The sequence below is a fragment of the Pseudomonas sp. Y5-11 genome, from assembly GCF_022368695.1.
Taxonomy (GTDB): domain Bacteria; phylum Pseudomonadota; class Gammaproteobacteria; order Pseudomonadales; family Pseudomonadaceae; genus Aquipseudomonas; species Aquipseudomonas parakoreensis.
The window spans coordinates 5,969,553-5,986,372 of sequence record NZ_CP058974.1; the positions used below are offsets into that span (position 1 = coordinate 5,969,553).

A 16,820-nucleotide genomic window follows, 5' to 3' on the forward strand; every position below is an offset into this window, starting at 1 on the left:
CTGCTTCCCTTACACAGGAAGCAGAGCCATGCGAAAAAGAAAGCCAGACCCTTTAGAAATCGATACAACGACTTACCTTTTAAGCTCCCCGGCCAATGCTAGAAGACTGCTGAGATCTATCGCAGAAATGCACAATGGAATTCGTGCAAATACGGACGCCTCTTCGTTCAATTTCCTGCCTCTCAGTCAGTTGAGACCGCCAGCCCCACACCTCTGACAATCATCCCCACCTCCCGCTCATCAATCGTCAGCGGCGGCAGCAGCCGTATCGTCTTGCCCCGTGTGACGTTGATCAGCAACCCATGATCCCGCGCCGCAATCAGCGTCAAATCGCGAATCGGCTGTTTCAACTCGATTCCAATCATCAAGCCCTGCCCGCGAATCGCCAGCACATTGGGGTTTTCCGCCAGCTCGGCGCGCAGACGAGTCAGCAGGCGTTCGCCCTGCACCCGGACATTCTCCAGCAGCCCCTGTTCTTCGATGATGTCCAGCACCGTGCAGCCGACCCGACAGGCCAGCGGATTACCACCAAACGTGCTGCCATGGCTGCCGGGAGTGAACAGGTCCGCCGCTCTGCCCCGTGCCAGACAGGCGCCAATCGGCACGCCGTTGCCGAGGCCTTTGGCCAGGGTCATGACGTCCGGCACGATGCCTTCATGCTGGAACGCAAACCACTGGCCGGTGCGGCCGATGCCGGTCTGGATTTCATCGAGCATCAGCAGCCAGGCGTGCCGATTGCACAGGTCACGCAGGGCTTTGAGGTAGCCGGGCGGCGCCAGTTGCACACCGCTTTCGCCCTGGATCGGCTCGACCAGAATCGCCACGATGCGCGCGCCGTGCTTTTGCTGCAGCTGATCCAGCGCCGCCAGATCACCAAAGGGCACTTTGGCGAAATCCCCCGGCAGATCATTGAAACCCAACCGCACCGCCGGGCCATCGCTGGCCGACAAAGTGCCCAACGTGCGGCCATGAAACGCGTTTGCCATGACCACCACCAGCGGCTGTTCGATACCTTTGCGCCAGCCGTATAACCGGGCCAGCTTCAGCGCGGTTTCATTGGCCTCGGCGCCGGAGTTGTTGAAGAACGCCCGCTCCATTCCCGACAGCTGCGTGAGTTTCCGCGCCAGTTGTTGCTGCCAGTCGATGCTGTACAGGTTGGAGGTGTGCAGCAGCATTGCGGCCTGTTCGCTGATGGCAGCAACGATGCGCGGATGCGAGTGCCCGACATTGGTCACCGCGACACCCGCGACGGCATCCAGGTATTCACGACCGGCCTGATCCCACAGGCGAGTGCCCAGGCCTCTGGTGAAACTCAAGGCCAGCGGTTGGTAGGTGTTCATCAGGGCGGCGGTCATGACTTCAAACTCCAGTGAAGGTCGGTGTGTTTGCAGTATGGTTAGCCACCAGAACTGGATAAACTCGGCAAAACTTCAATCATTTAACAGCAGAGCTTGATAATGGACCTGTTGCAGGCGATGGGCGTTTACGTGAAGGTCGTGGAAGCCGGAAGCATGACGGCGGCCGCGTTGCAGTGCGAAATGTCCACCACCATGGTCGGAAATCACCTGCGCGCACTGGAGCAACGGCTCGGCGTGCAGTTGCTGCAGCGCACCACTCGCCGCCAGCGGCTGACCGAATTCGGCAGCGTTTACTACCAGCGCTGCCTCGACGTTCTGGGTTTGGTGGCCGACTCCGAACGTCTCGCCGAACAGGCCCTTGATGAACCCCGTGGCCTGCTGCGCATCACCGCGCCGCTGACCTTTGGCGTCGAACGTCTGGCCCCGGCACTCAGCGAGTTTTCCCTGCAATACCCGCAGGTGAAAATGGATGTGGTGCTGACCAACAGCCGACCGGACCTGCTGGAAAGTGGCCTCGACGTGGCATTTCGGCTGGGGCATTTCGAGCAGTCGAACCTGATCGCCCGGCCGCTGATCGACTACACCCTCACCGTCTGCGCCTCGCCGGCCTATGTCGCCCGGCGCGGCATGCCGATCACCCCGAACGACCTGCAACAACACGACTGCCTGTCGTTCGCCTACCCTGCCGGCGACGACTGGCAATCGGTGGAAAAACGCTGGCGCCTCAGCGGCCCGCACGGCGAGATTCTGGTCGACGTCAGCGGCCCGATGCTGATGAACACCTCGGCCGGCCTGCATCAGGCAGCGCGCACCGGCATGGGTATCGTCATGCTGCCGGACGCGCTGGTGGAACAGGACCTGCGCGACGGCAAACTGGTGACGGTGATCCCCGATTACCAGCCACCGAGCCGTCCGTTGCATTTGCTGTACGCGCCGGATCGTTATCGTTTGCCCAAGCTGCGGCGCTTCGTCGAGTTCGCGATGAAAACCTGGGGCAGATCCTGACCCGGTTGCTATCGACTACGCTCCGATGATTGCCGACAAGGATGCTGCCACGCGATGAAGAACGACCTTACCGTACGCGATCTGTTGCCCGACGAAGTGGAGCCAGTTCGGCTGTTTCTTGGGCAAAATGGCTGGAGCCACCGAACAGGCTCCAGCGACTACTTCGCTCAACTCATCGAGAACTCGCAACGCACTGCCGTCGCACTGAGCGGCGAGCAGATCATCGGTTTCGCCCGAGGCATCACCGATGGTTTGTCCAACGGCTATCTGTCGATGGTCGTGGTCGATGACCAGCATCGACGCGCCGGCGTCGGCCGCGCGCTGGTCGAGCATGTCATGGGTGACAACCCGGAGATCACTTGGGTCCTGCGCGCCGGGCGCGAAGGTGCGGAGGCGTTTTTTGCCAGTTTGGGGTTTGAAACATCGGTGATTGCCATGGAGCGCCCGAGGCTCAAGTAACACGTGAGAATCAACTCCCGCTTTTCACCAACACCGGCTTCTCCTGATAACGCTGCGCAAACAACTGCTTCAACTGCGCGACCTTCGGCATGTCGTTGATCACGATGTACGGATAAGTTGGATGTTCGGTCAGGAAGTCCTGGTGGTAGTCCTCCGCCGGGTAGAAACCGTTGTAGGTTTCCAGTTTCGTAACGATCGGTTTGCTGTAGGCATGCGCCGCGTCGAGTTGGGCGATGTAGGCCTGCGCCACCCGTTGTTGATCGGCGTTGACCGGGAACAATGCCGAGCGATATTGCGTACCGCTGTCCGGCCCCTGGCGGTTGAGTTCGGTCGGGTTGTGAGCCACCGAGAAGTAGATCTGCAGCAGGCTGCCGTAGCTGACTTGCGTCGGATCGAAGGTGACTTGCACTGACTCGGCATGACCGGTGTCGCCTGCGCTGACCCGTTCATACTCCGCCGTATCCGCCGCGCCGCCGGCATAACCCGAGACGGCTTTCTGCACGCCTTTGACGTGCTGGAAAACCCCTTGCACGCCCCAGAAGCAACCACCGGCGAACACCGCCGTTTCGCTGTGCGCCTGAGTGGTTTCGTCGAGGGCTGGCGGCGGGATGACCACCGCGTCCTCTGCACCGAAAGAGAACGCCGAGCATTGGCCGATCACACCCGCCATGGCGACACCGAGCAACACACGGCGCCAGTTGTTTTGAGCTTTCATGTTGCGCACTCCCGATCAGCCGAAGGTGAAGGCGTAAGCCGATACGCCCGGGTCAAGAAATTCGATGGTGAAGGTCCGATCCTTCACCGCATCGGTTTGCCGCACCAATTGGTACAGGCGCTGCTCGGTCACACGGCCGCTGCCATCCGCGGCGACATCGACACCGTGGGCATCACCTGGCGCCTGACCGTCAATCGAGACTTTGAAACGCACCGGTTTGCCATCCGCGCCCGGGCCCAGCACCAGATGCAGGTCGCGGGCATGGAAGCGATAGACGATGCGGCTGGCCGGCGCGCTGGCGGTAGCGCGTTCGGCACCGACGGCCCACTGGCCACCAAGGCTCCAGTCATTCAGCGTCAGGTTGACCGGTGGGTTATAGGTCGCCACCTTGTCAGGCACCAGGCCGGTTTCCGGTACGAAATGTTCCGCACGCTGGTAGCCGACATAGGTTTCCGGTGACAGCACCTGATTCATGTCCGGCGCCTGTTGCACGCCTTGGGCGTCAGCGTTGATCAGGCCGTCGGCGACGGTTTTCGCCCCGGCTTCACGCAGTAACTGCTGGATGACCCGCTCCGATTCGGCGTAGTCGCCTTCGCCAAAATGGTGGTAACGAATCCGTCCCTGAGCATCGGCAAAATAATGCGCCGGCCAGTATTCGTTGTTGAAAGCGCGCCAGATCTTGTAGTCGTTATCGATGGCCACCGGGTAGTTGATGCCCAGCTCCTTCATGGCCTTAGTGACATTGCCCACATCGCGCTCGAAAGCGAACTCCGGGGCGTGCACGCCGATCACCACCAGGCCTTGATCGCGGTACTTCTCGGCCCACGCTTTGACGTACGGCAGCGTGCGCAGGCAGTTGATGCAGGAGTAGGTCCAGAAATCCACCAGCACCACTTTGCCCTTTAATGCCTGAGCGTCCAGCGGTGGCGAATTGAGCCATTGCACGGCGCCGTTGAGCGGCGGTAACTGGCCTTCGACTGGCAATGTACCCGGAGCCTTGTCGGCGACTTTCATGGCTGCGCCCGCCGCGGGAATCTGCGCCATCATCGTGCCGTTGCCAGCGGGAGATTTGCCGGAGAGTTGTCCCACCAGTGCCTGTTCAATGCCGCCCGTGGACGCCGTCGACAGCCGCGCCAACAGCCCGGTATCGAGGCCCAGCGCAATCGCCGCGACACCCGCGAGCATCGCCGCCCCCAACCCGCGCCGGATCCACTCCCCCGTACCGATCGAGCGCTTCATCAGCGCAAAGACCTTACCGCCCAGCAGCAGCGCCGCCGCCAGTGAAGTCGCGGCGCCCGCCGCGTAGGCGAGCAACAACAGCGTGGTGGCGATGCTTGCCCCTTGCAGCGCGGCGCCGGTCAGAATCAAACCGAGGATGGGCCCGGCGCATGGCGCCCAGAGCAGCCCCGTGGCGACGCCGATCAGAAACGAGGCGCCGGGACGCGGACGATTGTCCTGGCCGGCGGCCTCGGACAGCCGACTGCCGGCCGAGACCAGCGGTCGCGTCAGGCGCTCGGCGAGGCGCGGCAGCAGCAGCGTCAGCCCGAACAGTGCAACGAACAGCAACGCGAGACAGCGCCCGTACTGATTGACTTGCACCACCCAGCCGCCGCCCACCGCCGCCAGTGTGGCGACGAGGGCGAAAGTCAGCGCCATCCCGGTCAATAGCGGCAAGCCACTCTTGATAAACGGCTGCCCGCTGCGAGCGAAGACAAAAGGCAGAACAGGCAGGATGCACGGACTGACGATCGTCAGCACACCGCCCAGATAAGCGAGAACCAAGAGCCACATGGTGTCGTCCTGTAGAAAGTGAAGATCGAAAAAGTGCCATGGCTCATGCCGCCACGGGTTTGAACGTCATCGCCAGGCCATTCATGCAATAGCGCAGGCCGGTCGGTTTCGGGCCGTCATCGAAGACATGCCCCAAGTGCCCGCCGCAGCGCCGGCAGTGCACTTCATTGCGGACCATGCCGAAGGAACGGTCCTGACGCGTGGCCACCGCCTGTTCCAGCGGTGCCCAGAAACTCGGCCAACCGGTGTGGCTGTCGAACTTGGTTGCCGATGAAAACAGCGCCAGGTCACAGCCCGCGCAGGCGAATGTGCCGCTGCGATGTTCGTTGTTGAGCGGGCTGGTGTAGGCCCGTTCAGTGCCTTCTTCGCGCAGGATGGCGTATTGCTCATCCGAGAGCAGCGAGTGCCATTCGCTGTCGCTATGGGTCACCTCAAACGCCTCATCCGCTTGCGCCTGCTCGACCAGCGCGGTGCCCGGGGACAATTTTGGCAATACACCCGCTACCAGGGCTGCGAGCCCCAGCCCGCCGCTCGCTACGAGAATCTGTCGCCGTGAAAACATGGCCGTCTCCAAAAATTCCAGGTGCCTGTCATGGAACACAGCCTAGGCTTGGGTTGATCGCCAAATCCTCACGGGAAGTTAACGAATTCGTGATAACTCGCCCCGAGGAAAACCCGCACAATGCACTCATTGCGCCGAAGGATTGAGCTTGATGGAACCGACCAGACGCATCCTCGTGGTCGAGGATGATCAACACATCGCTGACCTGATTTGCCTGCACCTGCGCGACGAGCATTACGACGTCGTGCACAGCGCCGACGGCGATGAAGGCATGCGCCTGTTGCAGCAGGGGCAATGGGATGCGCTGATCCTCGACCTGATGCTGCCGGGCGTCGACGGCCTGGAAATCTGCCGCCGCGCCCGGGCGATGGCGCGCTATACGCCGATCATCATCACCAGCGCGCGCTCCAGCGAACTGCACCGCATTCTGGGTCTGGAACTGGGGGCCGACGATTACCTCGCCAAACCGTTTTCCATGCTGGAGCTGGTGGCCCGGGTCAAAGCCTTGCTGCGCCGGGTCGACGCCATGGCGCGCAACCTGAAGATGGACGCCGGCAGCCTCAGCCTCGATGGTCTGAACATCGACCCGATCACCCGCGACGTCACCCTCAATGGCGCACGTCTGGACCTCACTCCGCGAGAGTTCGACCTGCTGTATTTCTTCGCCCGGCAGCCGGGCAAGGTCTTCTCACGCATGGACCTGCTGAACGCGGTGTGGGGCTACAGTCATGAAGGTTACGAGCACACGGTCAACACCCACATCAATCGCCTGCGGGCGAAGATCGAAAGCGATCCGGCACAACCGACCCGCATCCTCACCGTGTGGGGTCGCGGCTATAAATTCGGCACGGAACAACCATGAGACTGAACCTGTCGCAGCGCCTGTCGCTGGTGTTCGCCGTTTTGCTGCTGGTGTGCTGCGGCACCTCGGCATGGCTGCAAGTGCGCTCGAGCAAGATGCATGAACTGGAAGTGGTGCAAGGCCTGTCGCGGGATCTGGCGCAGCACATCGCCCATGACACGGTGCTGATGGACAGCAATGGCCTGATGCCCGGCGCCGTGCGCGAACTGTTCAGCAAGCTGATGCTGGTCAACCCGAGTGTCGAGGTGTACCTGCTCGACAGCGAGGGGCGGATTGTCGGCAACGCGGCGCCGGAAGGCCATCTGCGCCGGGAAACCGTCGATCTGGCGCCGATCCGCCGCCTGCTCAATGACCAGCCGCTGCCGATCCTCGGTGATGACCCGCGCAGTGCCGACGGGCGCAAGGTGTTCAGTGCCGCGCCATTGAAGGTCAACGGCAAATCCGCCGGTTATCTGTACGTGGTGTTGCTCAGCGAAGAACACGATCGCTTCGCTGAACGGGGCGCGACCAGTGCCGCACTCAATACGGCGCTACTGTCGATCGGGCTGGTGGCGCTGTTGTGCCTGATCGCGGGGCTCACGGCGTTCAACCTGATTACCCGCCCCTTGCGCCGGTTGACCGAAACCGTCAGCCGCTTTGACATTGATGGCACGCCGCAACCGCTGCCCGCTCCTTCAGCAGTTGTGGATAAAAGCGCTGACCCGGATGAGATCGCCGTGCTTGATGGCGCCTTCCGCCAAATGCAAAAACGCCTCGGTGAGCAGTGGCGCTCATTGACCCGCCAGGATCAGGAGCGACGCGAACTGGTGGCGAATATCTCCCACGACCTGCGCACGCCACTGGCCTCGCTGCACGGTTATCTGGAAACCCTGTCACTCAAGGACGCTACGCTCACCGCCGAAGAACGCCGCCGCTATCTGGGCATCGCACTGGATCAGAGCCGCAAGGTCGGCGGGTTGGCGCAATCGCTGCTGGAGCTGGTGCGTCTGGAACACGGTTTCGTGCAACCGGTACTGGAACGCTTTTCGCTGATCGATCTGCTGCAGGACATCTTCCAGAAATTCGAACTGGCGGCCGAAGCCCGCCATGTCGAACTCAAGGCCAGCTTTGTGCCCAACCTGCCAACGGTCTGCGCCGACCTCGGATTGATCGAACGGGTGCTCACCAACCTGGTGGATAACGCCTTGCGCTATACGCCGGCGGGCGGTGAAATCGAGCTGGATGTGAAACCCCTGGGCGTCTTGGTCGAAGTCACCGTCAGCGACACCGGCCCCGGCATCGCTCCGGAGCTGCGCGAAGGTCTGTTCCTGCGTCCGTTCAATATTGGCGGGGCGCGACGTGACGGCGGACTGGGTCTGCGCATCGTCCACCGTATCCTGCAACTGCACGGGCGTGAGATTCAGTTGATCGATGTCGCCGGGCGCGGGGCGACTTTCCGCTTCACGCTGCCGACCGATCAGCAAACCGCGGAACAGTGGATGGTGCGCTCGATGAACCTGAACACGCCGGACAAATAATCCGCACCACCGGACTGTTGTTCCGTGACAACGCCGCCCCGCTCCCCTAAATTAACCGGCCTGAAAAAGACCTCGCGCTTTCTCGTTTCCACTCAAGTTAAAAAAGTAGTGAAATTTCAATGTCCGATTTCAACACCGCTGAATCCGTAGTCACCGAATCGTCCAAAGCGGAATACGAAAACTCCATCAATCTTTCACAACACCTCCCACAAGCCAAAATCATCAGCGAGATGGTGCTGGACGCTTTCCAGTCGACCCGCGAAAGCGACCAGATCCGCGAGCTGCGCGCCGCGATCCGTCAGGCACACGACAGCTTCGACGACGACAAGGCCTATGAGCTGATGGGCCAGCTCAAGGCGCTGAAAGACGCCGAAGCCGCCGACCTCGCCGCCCTTGAAGACCTGAGCAGCAAGTTCTCGATCGGCCGCATCCTGTCCTGCTTCAAGGACGATCCGGCGTTCCAGGAAATCGTCTACGGCCTGGCCCTCAAGGTGCTGAACCAGACCCATCAGGCGATCAGCAACCCGAGTGGCGGCAAGGGCAAAGCCGCTCGCGCCAAGAAAGAAGTCGAAATCTTCACCATCAGCAAGGACGGCAGCAGCGTGACCCTGCCGCTGCGCACGCCGCGCTCGCGCATGAACGTTGACCGTGAGGCGCTGGAGTTCCTCGGTTTCACTTTTGTCGGTGAAGGCGAAGAAGCCGAGCTGGAAGGCGAAACCTTTGTCGACAACGCCGGCACCGAACACGCAATCAACCGCAAGAACATCATCACCGCACTGCAACAGCAGACGGCGTTCGAGGGTTACAGCATCGCCGCGCAGTAAATCCGGCGCCGACAAAAAAGCCCCGCTCTGAGATTCAGGCGGGGCTTTTTTTGGGCGTTGCGGCGGTCAGACTTCCGGCTGTACCGCAACGATCATGTCGACCTCGATCGCAGCATTCTTCGGCAACTGATAGACACCGACCGTGGTGCGGGTGTGCCGGCCAGCATCGCCGAGCACATGGCTGAACACGTCCGATGCGCCGTTGGCCACCTCGCTCAGGTCAACAAAGTCCGGGGTCGACTTCACATACACCGTGACCCGCAACAAGGCGCGGATCTTGTCCAGCGAACCGACCGCATCGACGATCAGTGCCAGGCAGCGCATGGCACTGATGCTCGCGGCAGCCTGGGCATCCTTGAGCGTCAACTCCAACCCCACGCGACCGGGATACAGAATCCTGCCATTGACCCGCGGCACCATGCCGCTGATGTACAACTCATCGCGATGACGGATCAGCGGCGCGTAATTGCCGCCGGCAGTGTTCTCGCCATAGATGTCGTAGTTCAGCTCTTGTGCCAGGGCAATGAAGCGTTCGTCGCAGGTCATCCTCTCAGTCATTTCGCCCAGCCTTTTGATCGATGCATGAAAAATCGCGGAGTGGAACAGTTGAGCGCCGAGAGAGTGGCATGGCGCTATCACTGAAGACTGGATCCAAATCTAGGTGGTTTGCAACGATACCGCAACCTGTCGCTCTGAACGAAAAACCCCGCGACTCTATCGAATCGCGGGGCTTGATGACGTATATCAACGAACGATCTACACAGCGCCCAAGCGCTCAACCATATCAGGGAATTTCTCCACCAAGCGGATCAACAGTGCCGCCTGAGCATTGGGCTTGGACTTCTCCTGCTCCCAATTCCTCAATGTGCTCGGGCTGGTCCTGATTCGCTTGGCAAATACCGCTTGTGACATGTGCAATTTTTCACGCAGTGCAACGATCTCTTGTGCACCGACCTCGGGAACCGGTTTGTCCTCGACGACCGTATTGCGCAGCGTAATTTTACCTTCGCGATGGGCGGCCATCTCTTCAACGCCCTGCATCAATTCCGCAAACAGGTCGCGTTTTTTCATGGGGCACCTCTTTTTCTCAACTCTATCTCAATGGCTTTTTTGAGCGCCTTCTCTTGCTCGGCGGACAGATTCTCAAGCTCATCTTTGTCATAAATCGCAAACATCCAGAACTGACGATCATTCATAAGCCAATAGTAGATGACCCGCAAGCCACCTCGTCGGCCCTTGCCACGTCGTGTATCAGACCAGCGTACTTTTCGGAAGCCACCAGTCCGCGGTATTACGTCGCCCGCCGCTGGATTGCACTGCAGATAATTCTGCAACTCCCGATACTCATTGTCCGTCAGGTAACGACCAACGCTCGCAGTGAATATTGTGGTTTCAAAAAATACGGTTCGCATGGGCAAACTATAGGCAACTTGCCTATAGACAGACTATCAACAAATTCGACCATTGATAAACATCCGATCAACAAAAAACCCCGCACATCTCTCGATCTGCGGGGTTTTTCGTGAAGCCATCGAGCCTTACGGCGCGTACGTCAGCAGCAGCTCGGCCGGCACCTTGAAGTCCAGGGACATCATGACGCTCAGGGCGGTGATGGTGAAGATCGAGAACACGAACAGCTTGCGTGCCCAGACCGTGTCATCCACCGCCTTGTAGCCGGTCCAGGCCATGTACAACCAGTACATGCCCATGGCCGCGGCAACGGCGAGGTAGCTCATGCCGGCGTAACCGCTGAAAGTCAGCATCAAGGTCGCCACGAGGAACGCCAGGATGTAGAGCAGGATGTGCTTCTTGGCCACTTCGATTCCGCGCTTGACGGGCAACACCGGAATCGATGCGGCCAGGTAGTCGTTGAAACGGAAGATCGCGATGGCGTAGGAATGCGGCATCTGCCACAGGCTGAACATCACCAGCAGGGTCAGTGCGGCCATGTCGAAGCTGTTGGTCACGGCAACGTAACCGATCACTGGCGGCATGGCGCCCGACAGACTGCCCACCAGCGTGCCGTGAACCGACTTGCGCTTGAGGTACAGGCTGTAGAAGCCGACGTAGATGATGAAGCCGATTACCGCGAACAGGGCGGCCAACGGGTTGGCCACCTTGTACAACAAGGCAACGCCGAGAACACCCAGGATGGTCGCGTAGACCAGGGCCAGTTTCAGGGAGATCAAGCCCTGCACCAGCACCCGGTTCTTGGTGCGTTCCATCTTCAGGTCGATGTCGCGGTCGATGCAGTTGTTGAACACGCAACCGGAGGCCACAACCAGGGAAGTGCCGATCATGGCGGCCAGGAACACCGCCAGATCTACATGCCCTTTCGAGGCCAGGAAGAACCCGCCTGCCACAGAAAGCACGTTACCGAAAATGATCCCCGGTTTGGTGATTTGGATAAAGTGCTTGAGCGACATCGGGTCTACCTCACTTCGCCATCATGTACGTGTGGATGCTGAACATGATCCACAGCGACAGGCCAACCAGCAGCAGGATCACGATGGCCGTAAAGACAAACGCGATCACGTTGTTACGTTGTGCAATCGAACGGTCCAGGTGCAGGAAGTAGTACAGGTGAACGATCACCTGGATTACCGCGAACAGCAGGACGATTGCCAGCGTCGTGGACTTCGGCAAGGTCGGGTACATCACCAGGCCGAACGGGATGACGGTCAGGATCACCGACAGGATGAAGCCGATGGCGTACGACTTTACGCTGCCGTGGCCAGCATCATGGCTGTCATGGGAGTGTGCATTAGCCATTACAGGGTCCCCATCAGGTAAACAACGGTGAATACGCAGATCCACACCACGTCCAGGAAGTGCCAGAACAGGCTCAGGCAGCTCAGACGGGTCTTGTTGGTCGCCGTCAGGCCGTGCTTGTTGACCTGGTACATCATGATGCCCATCCAGATCAGACCCGCGGATACGTGCAGACCGTGGGTACCGACCAGGGTGAAGAACGCCGACAGGAAGCCCGAACGGCTAGGACCGAAGCCCTCGGAGATCAGCAGGTGGAACTCGTTGATCTCCATGGCGATGAAGCCTGCGCCGAGCAGGAAGGTCATGAACAACCAGCCCAGAACCTGCTGCTTCTTGCCTTTGTACAACGCCAGCATGGCGAAGCCGTAGGTGATCGAACTGAACAACAGCAGAGCGGTTTCGCCCAGCACGTATGGCAGTTCGAAGATGTCGTGGCCCGAAGGGCCACCGGCAACGTTGTTTACCAGTACTGCGTACACCGCGAAGATCGACGCAAACAGAATGCAGTCGGTCATCAGGTAGAGCCAGAAACCGTATACGGTCATCTCGCCCGAGTCGTGGTGATGGTCATCGTGCCCATGGTCACCATGGGCGTGTCCAACATTGGTCACTAAGTTCGACATGGTTTAAGCCTGTTCCAACGAGGTTACACGGGTGGCATTGGCCGGGATTTTCCCTGCCGCGACCAGACGCTTGTGCTGCTCGGCTTCGATGCGCTCGATCGTTTCAACCGGAACCATGTAGCCCTGGTCGTCACGTGCCGCGTGGATCACGAAGTAGATGACAGTGCCGGCCAGGCTGGCGATCGCCAACCACCAGATGTGCCAGATCATCGCGAAACCGAAGACGGTCAGCAGTGCGCCCATCACCACGCCAGTGGCGGTGTTGTTCGGCATGTGGATCGGCTCGTACTTGGCCGGAGCCTGGTACGCAGTACCGTTTTCCTTGGCTTCAGTGAACGGGTCGATGCAGTCAGCCTTAGGCAGCACAGCGAAGTTGTAGAACGGAGGTGGCGACGAGGTCGACCATTCCAGAGTGTGGGCATTCCACGGGTCACCGTGTTCGCACATGTTCTCTGGCTTGTTGCGGTCACGCACACTGACGTACAGCTGGATCAGCTGGCAGGCGATGCCCACGGCGATCAGGATCGCACCGAACATGGCCACGTACAGGTACGGTACCCACTCAGGGTTGGTGGTGGCGTTCAGACGACGGGTCATGCCCATGAAGCCCAGTGCATAGAGCGGCATGAACGCGACGAAGAAGCCCGAGATCCAGAACCAGAACGCTGCTTTACCCCAGCCTTCGTGCAGCTTGAAGCCGAACGCTTTCGGGAAGTAGAAGCCGAAACCTGCGATGTAGCCGAATACCGCGCCGCCGATGATCACGTTGTGGAAGTGCGCAATCACGAACAGGCTGTTGTGCAGAACGAAGTCAGCACCCGGGATGGCCAGCAGTACGCCGGTCATGCCGCCGATGGCGAAGGTCACCATGAAGCCCAGGGTCCACATGACCTGGCTGGTGAAGCGCAGACGGCCCTGGTAGATGGTGAACAGCCAGTTGAACAGTTTCACACCCGTCGGGATGGAAATCAGCATCGTCGCCAGACCGAAGAAGGCGTTGACGCTGGCACCCGAACCCATGGTGAAGAAGTGGTGCAGCCAAACCATGAAGCCCAGTACCGAGATCGCGCCCGAAGCGTAGATCATCGAGTGGTGGCCGAACAGTTTCTTGCCGGTGAACGCCGAGATCACTTCCGAGAAGATGCCGAATGCCGGCAGGATCAGGATGTAAACCTCAGGGTGGCCCCAGGCCCAGAACAGGTTGACGTACATCATTGGATTGCCACCAAGTTCATTGGTGAAAATGTGGAAATCCATGTAACGGTCGAGGGTCAGCAGTGCCAGGGTAGCGGTCAGGATCGGGAACGAAGCCACGATCAGGACGTTAGCCCAGGTGCAGGTCCAAGTGAAGATCGGCATGTCCATCAGTTTCATGCCAGGGGTACGCATTTTCAGCACGGTGGCGAGGAAGTTGACCCCCGTCAGCGTCGTACCCAACCCGGATAGCTGTAGCGCCCAGATGTAGTAGTCCATCCCCACGCCAGGGCTGTATTGCAGACCCGACAGCGGCGGATAGGCAACCCAGCCGGTCTTGGCGAATTCGCCGACGCCCAGGGACAGGTTGATCAGCACAACGCCGGACACCAGCAGCCAGAAGCTCAGGGAGTTCAGGAACGGGAAGGCAACGTCACGCGCGCCGATCTGCAGCGGCACTGCAAGGTTCATCAGGCCGGTGAAGAATGGCATCGCCATGAAGATGATCATGATCACACCGTGAGCGGTGAAGATCTGGTCATAGTGTTCAGGTGGCAGGTAGCCAGGCGAACCCTCGGTGGCCATGGCCAGCTGGGTACGCATCATGATGGCGTCGGCAAAGCCACGCAGCAGCATGACCATGGCAACGATGATGTACATCACGCCGATTTTCTTGTGGTCGACCGACGTCAGCCACTCGGTCCACAAGTAGGTCCACTTCTTGAAGTAGGTGATTGCAGCGAACAACGCCAGACCACCGAGCGCGATCATCGAGATGGTGACCATCACGATCGGCTCGTGGAAAGGGATCGCTTCCCAACTTAATTTACCAAACATCGTTTACTCCTCTGCCCCGGCAGCTGAATGCGAATTCGAGTCCATGTCCGTTGCCGCCACTTCTTTCTCTTTCTTCTCGTGCTTCAGCGGCTTGCCCGGTTTCATGCCTTCGTACTTGTCGACGATGGTCTGGAACAGGTTCGGCGTGACCGAGGAGTAGAGCTCGACTGGATTGTTCTGGCTTGGCTTGGCAAGGGCTGCGTATTCAGCTTGTTCAAGCTGTTTAGGTGCCTTTTTGACTTCACTTACCCAGGCGTCGAAATCTTCCTGAGAAGTTGCGATCGCTTTGAATTTCATACCGGTGAAACCAGCGCCGCTGTAGTTGGCGGAGATACCGTCCATTTCAGCGTTGCGGTCAGCGATCAGGTGCAGTTTGGTGGTCATGCCCGCCATCGCGTAGATCTGGCCGCCCAGGCCCGGGATGAAGAACGAGTTCATCACGGCGTCGGAGGTGATCCGGAAGTTGACCGGGGTATGCGCCGGGAACACGATCTTGTTGACCGTGGCAATGCCTTGTTCCGGGTAGATGAACAGCCACTTCCAGTCCAGCGCAACGACTTCGATGGTCACCGGCTTGACGTCGGATTCAATCGGACGGTACGGGTCCAGTTTGTGGGTCGAAATGTAGGTGATGTAACCCAGGGCGATGATGATCAGAACCGGGATGGTCCAGACCGCCACTTCGATTTTGGTCGAGTGCGACCATTTCGGGGTGTAGACGGCATCCTTGTTGGACGCGCGGTACTTCCAGGCGAACAGGAAGGTCATGACGATAACCGGCACAACGACCAACAGCATCAGCAGCGTGGCGGTGATGATCAGGTTGCGCTGTTCCAGGCCGACCTGGCCCGTTGGATTGAGCAGGGTCATGTTGCAGCCTCCCAGCAACAACGTGCCGAGCAGCGGCACTAGGCCTAGTAATCTGGGGTACCTGTTTTTACTCATCTCACGACCTCTAAAGCAGCTTGCGCAATGCAGTTGGGTTTTGATCGCCAACACTTCACCCTGCCAAGGGTTGGCATTTTCTTTGGATTGAATAAGGGCCGCCCGTCGCGCGTCAGACGCTCGACAAAACCTTGGGACAGCGGTCAGTTCTTATTCGAATTCGTGGTCAAAGGCCTTGTTACAGACCAATTCCATTTGGTGCGGAAAGTTGGAAGGCACCGACACCTGGGTGTCTCGAAAGCCTTTCGGCCGGCTCGACACCCGACTTCCTGTCCAGTTCCTTAATAAAGGTTGAACAGTGCCGGGAATTCAGTGCGGGCGATTGTAGATAGGTAGCGCCCTATACACCATGTCTTATCCCGAAATAATTTTTATCGCTCAGAGCAACAATCCATCACCGTTTTTGCAAAAGTTCCGCATGTTATCGAAATCGATTCTCAACAAAAACACCAAAAAATGTAGGCCTATACACCTCAGTTCAGACAGCTCCGAAGGCTTTTTCCCGACACCGAATTGGCGCAAAGCCCGATATTCAAAGGCCTCTGGCCATCTGCCAGAGCCTGTTAAAACTGCCTGATCTGGCACCTGCGTGCAAAACCAGAAAAATGCCGAAACAGACCAATCCTTTTTTGTAACATTACGCCAATCCGGGTTGCTGAAACGCCCTGCGACAGGATGTGTGTGACAACATGTCGCACACCTGTCGCACGCTCCATTGCCGTTCGTCACGGTGATTTCACAAACTCTCTGAAATGCAAAACGCCCCGCGCGGCTGATCCGCAAATCGGGGCGTTTTCTGTATCGGCCAATCCGTCGAAGAGTTGACTCAGCGCAGTGCTTTTCGGTTACGCGAGGTCAGCAGCGGCACCAGGATCACCACCAGTACGAAGGCCACCAGTGCCCATTGCGCCAGCGACAGGCCGAGGATCGGCGGGTACGGCGTCGAGCAGAAACCGTCGACCTGGAAGCCCAGCGGGAAGATCTTCGCCAGCGGCAGGTCGTCGACAATCGGCTGCAGCACGTCGATGCCGCAGCTCACCGCCGGATAGAACTGGGTGTACACATGATGCCCGGCGACACCGGCACCGGCGATCGCGCAGATCACCACCAGCACCTCAAACACTGTGATGCTGCGGCGGGTGCGCATCGCCGCGCCGATAAACGCGAACAGCGCAATCAGCAGCAATGCATAACGCTGCAGGATGCACAGCGGGCATGGCGCCTCGCCCAGCACGATCTGCATGTACAGCGCACCGCCGATCAGTGCCAGACAGATGATGCCCAGCAGCACCAGAAAGCGCCGCTCACGTCCCAGTCGAATCGTTTCCTCGCTCATCGCGTTTCCCTTGTATGCCC

Annotated in this window: 18 protein-coding genes; 5 read left to right on the plus strand and 13 right to left on the minus strand. The window is 59.4% G+C overall.

Annotated elements, in window-relative coordinates; all coding sequences use genetic code 11:
• Positions 1 to 182: 182 nt before the first annotated feature.
• A complete protein-coding gene (locus HXW87_RS26810) occupies positions 183 to 1,355 on the minus strand; it encodes an aspartate aminotransferase family protein (protein ID WP_239778066.1) in 1,173 nt (390 codons plus the stop codon).
• Between the two features lie 102 nt (positions 1,356 to 1,457).
• Here HXW87_RS26810 and HXW87_RS26815 point away from each other — a divergent pair, with 102 nt between their 5' ends.
• Positions 1,458 to 2,363, plus strand: a complete 906-nt coding sequence (locus HXW87_RS26815; protein WP_239778068.1) for a LysR family transcriptional regulator — start codon at positions 1,458 to 1,460, stop codon at positions 2,361 to 2,363.
• A gap of 54 nt (positions 2,364 to 2,417) precedes the next feature.
• Positions 2,418 to 2,822: a GNAT family N-acetyltransferase gene (locus HXW87_RS26820; protein WP_121187099.1), complete on the plus strand. Its 405-nt coding sequence runs from the start codon at positions 2,418 to 2,420 to the stop codon at positions 2,820 to 2,822.
• A gap of 10 nt (positions 2,823 to 2,832) precedes the next feature.
• Here HXW87_RS26820 and msrA read toward each other — a convergent pair whose 3' ends face one another.
• From msrA to msrB, 3 genes are read right to left on the minus strand one after another with little or no spacing between them, the layout of a single operon-like run.
• Positions 2,833 to 3,537 (minus strand): peptide-methionine (S)-S-oxide reductase MsrA, encoded by a 705-nt coding sequence (msrA, locus tag HXW87_RS26825; protein WP_047296370.1) that lies wholly within the window; start codon positions 3,535 to 3,537, stop codon positions 2,833 to 2,835.
• Positions 3,538 to 3,552: 15 nt separating this feature from the next.
• Positions 3,553 to 5,328 (minus strand): cytochrome c biogenesis protein DipZ, encoded by a 1,776-nt coding sequence (locus HXW87_RS26830; RefSeq protein WP_239778069.1) that lies wholly within the window; start codon positions 5,326 to 5,328, stop codon positions 3,553 to 3,555.
• A gap of 43 nt (positions 5,329 to 5,371) precedes the next feature.
• Positions 5,372 to 5,890, minus strand: a complete 519-nt coding sequence (msrB, locus tag HXW87_RS26835) for a peptide-methionine (R)-S-oxide reductase MsrB (RefSeq protein ID WP_086791664.1) — start codon at positions 5,888 to 5,890, stop codon at positions 5,372 to 5,374.
• A 151-nt stretch (positions 5,891 to 6,041) separates the two neighbouring features.
• Between msrB and HXW87_RS26840 the strand changes: the two genes are divergently transcribed.
• The 3 genes from HXW87_RS26840 (at position 6,042) to HXW87_RS26850 (ending at position 9,093) form a co-directional block, all read left to right on the plus strand.
• On the plus strand, positions 6,042 to 6,752 hold the full coding sequence (locus HXW87_RS26840) for a response regulator transcription factor (RefSeq protein ID WP_041071765.1): 711 nt from the start codon (positions 6,042 to 6,044) through the stop codon (positions 6,750 to 6,752).
• Positions 6,749 to 8,269 carry a HAMP domain-containing sensor histidine kinase gene (locus HXW87_RS26845; RefSeq protein ID WP_239778071.1) on the plus strand — a complete coding sequence of 507 codons (1,521 nt, stop codon included), beginning with the start codon at positions 6,749 to 6,751 and terminating at the stop codon, positions 8,267 to 8,269. Before HXW87_RS26840 ends, HXW87_RS26845 begins: the two co-directional genes overlap by 4 nt.
• 119 nt (positions 8,270 to 8,388) lie before the next feature.
• Positions 8,389 to 9,093: a hypothetical protein gene (locus tag HXW87_RS26850; RefSeq protein WP_047296374.1), complete on the plus strand. Its 705-nt coding sequence runs from the start codon at positions 8,389 to 8,391 to the stop codon at positions 9,091 to 9,093.
• Positions 9,094 to 9,159: 66 nt separating this feature from the next.
• Here the strand turns inward: HXW87_RS26850 and HXW87_RS26855 are convergent, their stop codons facing one another.
• From HXW87_RS26855 to HXW87_RS26895, 9 genes are all read right to left on the minus strand, one after another.
• Positions 9,160 to 9,651, minus strand: a complete 492-nt coding sequence (locus HXW87_RS26855; RefSeq protein ID WP_041071759.1) for a RidA family protein — start codon at positions 9,649 to 9,651, stop codon at positions 9,160 to 9,162.
• Between the two features lie 198 nt (positions 9,652 to 9,849).
• A complete protein-coding gene (locus tag HXW87_RS26860) occupies positions 9,850 to 10,164 on the minus strand; it encodes a helix-turn-helix domain-containing protein (RefSeq protein ID WP_047599259.1) in 315 nt (104 codons plus the stop codon).
• A complete protein-coding gene (locus tag HXW87_RS26865; RefSeq protein WP_239778072.1) occupies positions 10,161 to 10,505 on the minus strand; it encodes a toxin in 345 nt (114 codons plus the stop codon). Before HXW87_RS26865 ends, HXW87_RS26860 begins: the two co-directional genes overlap by 4 nt.
• 126 nt (positions 10,506 to 10,631) lie before the next feature.
• Entirely contained in the window at positions 10,632 to 11,519 is an 888-nt protein-coding gene (gene cyoE, locus HXW87_RS26870; protein ID WP_003227980.1) for a heme o synthase, read from the minus strand.
• A 10-nt stretch (positions 11,520 to 11,529) separates the two neighbouring features.
• The gene (gene cyoD, locus HXW87_RS26875; protein WP_041071757.1) at positions 11,530 to 11,865 is read right to left on the minus strand and encodes a cytochrome o ubiquinol oxidase subunit IV; all 336 of its coding nucleotides are present in this window, start codon (positions 11,863 to 11,865) and stop codon (positions 11,530 to 11,532) included.
• Positions 11,865 to 12,488: a cytochrome o ubiquinol oxidase subunit III gene (gene cyoC / locus HXW87_RS26880; protein WP_003227982.1), complete on the minus strand. Its 624-nt coding sequence runs from the start codon at positions 12,486 to 12,488 to the stop codon at positions 11,865 to 11,867. Before cyoC ends, cyoD begins: the two co-directional genes overlap by 1 nt.
• 3 nt (positions 12,489 to 12,491) lie before the next feature.
• Positions 12,492 to 14,519 carry a cytochrome o ubiquinol oxidase subunit I gene (gene cyoB / locus HXW87_RS26885; RefSeq protein WP_047296376.1) on the minus strand — a complete coding sequence of 676 codons (2,028 nt, stop codon included), beginning with the start codon at positions 14,517 to 14,519 and terminating at the stop codon, positions 12,492 to 12,494.
• A gap of 3 nt (positions 14,520 to 14,522) precedes the next feature.
• On the minus strand, positions 14,523 to 15,464 hold the full coding sequence (gene cyoA / locus HXW87_RS26890) for a ubiquinol oxidase subunit II (protein ID WP_027612162.1): 942 nt from the start codon (positions 15,462 to 15,464) through the stop codon (positions 14,523 to 14,525).
• Positions 15,465 to 16,290: 826 nt separating this feature from the next.
• Positions 16,291 to 16,800 (minus strand): disulfide bond formation protein B, encoded by a 510-nt coding sequence (locus HXW87_RS26895; RefSeq protein ID WP_025109264.1) that lies wholly within the window; start codon positions 16,798 to 16,800, stop codon positions 16,291 to 16,293.
• Between the last annotated feature and the right edge of the window lie 20 nt (positions 16,801 to 16,820).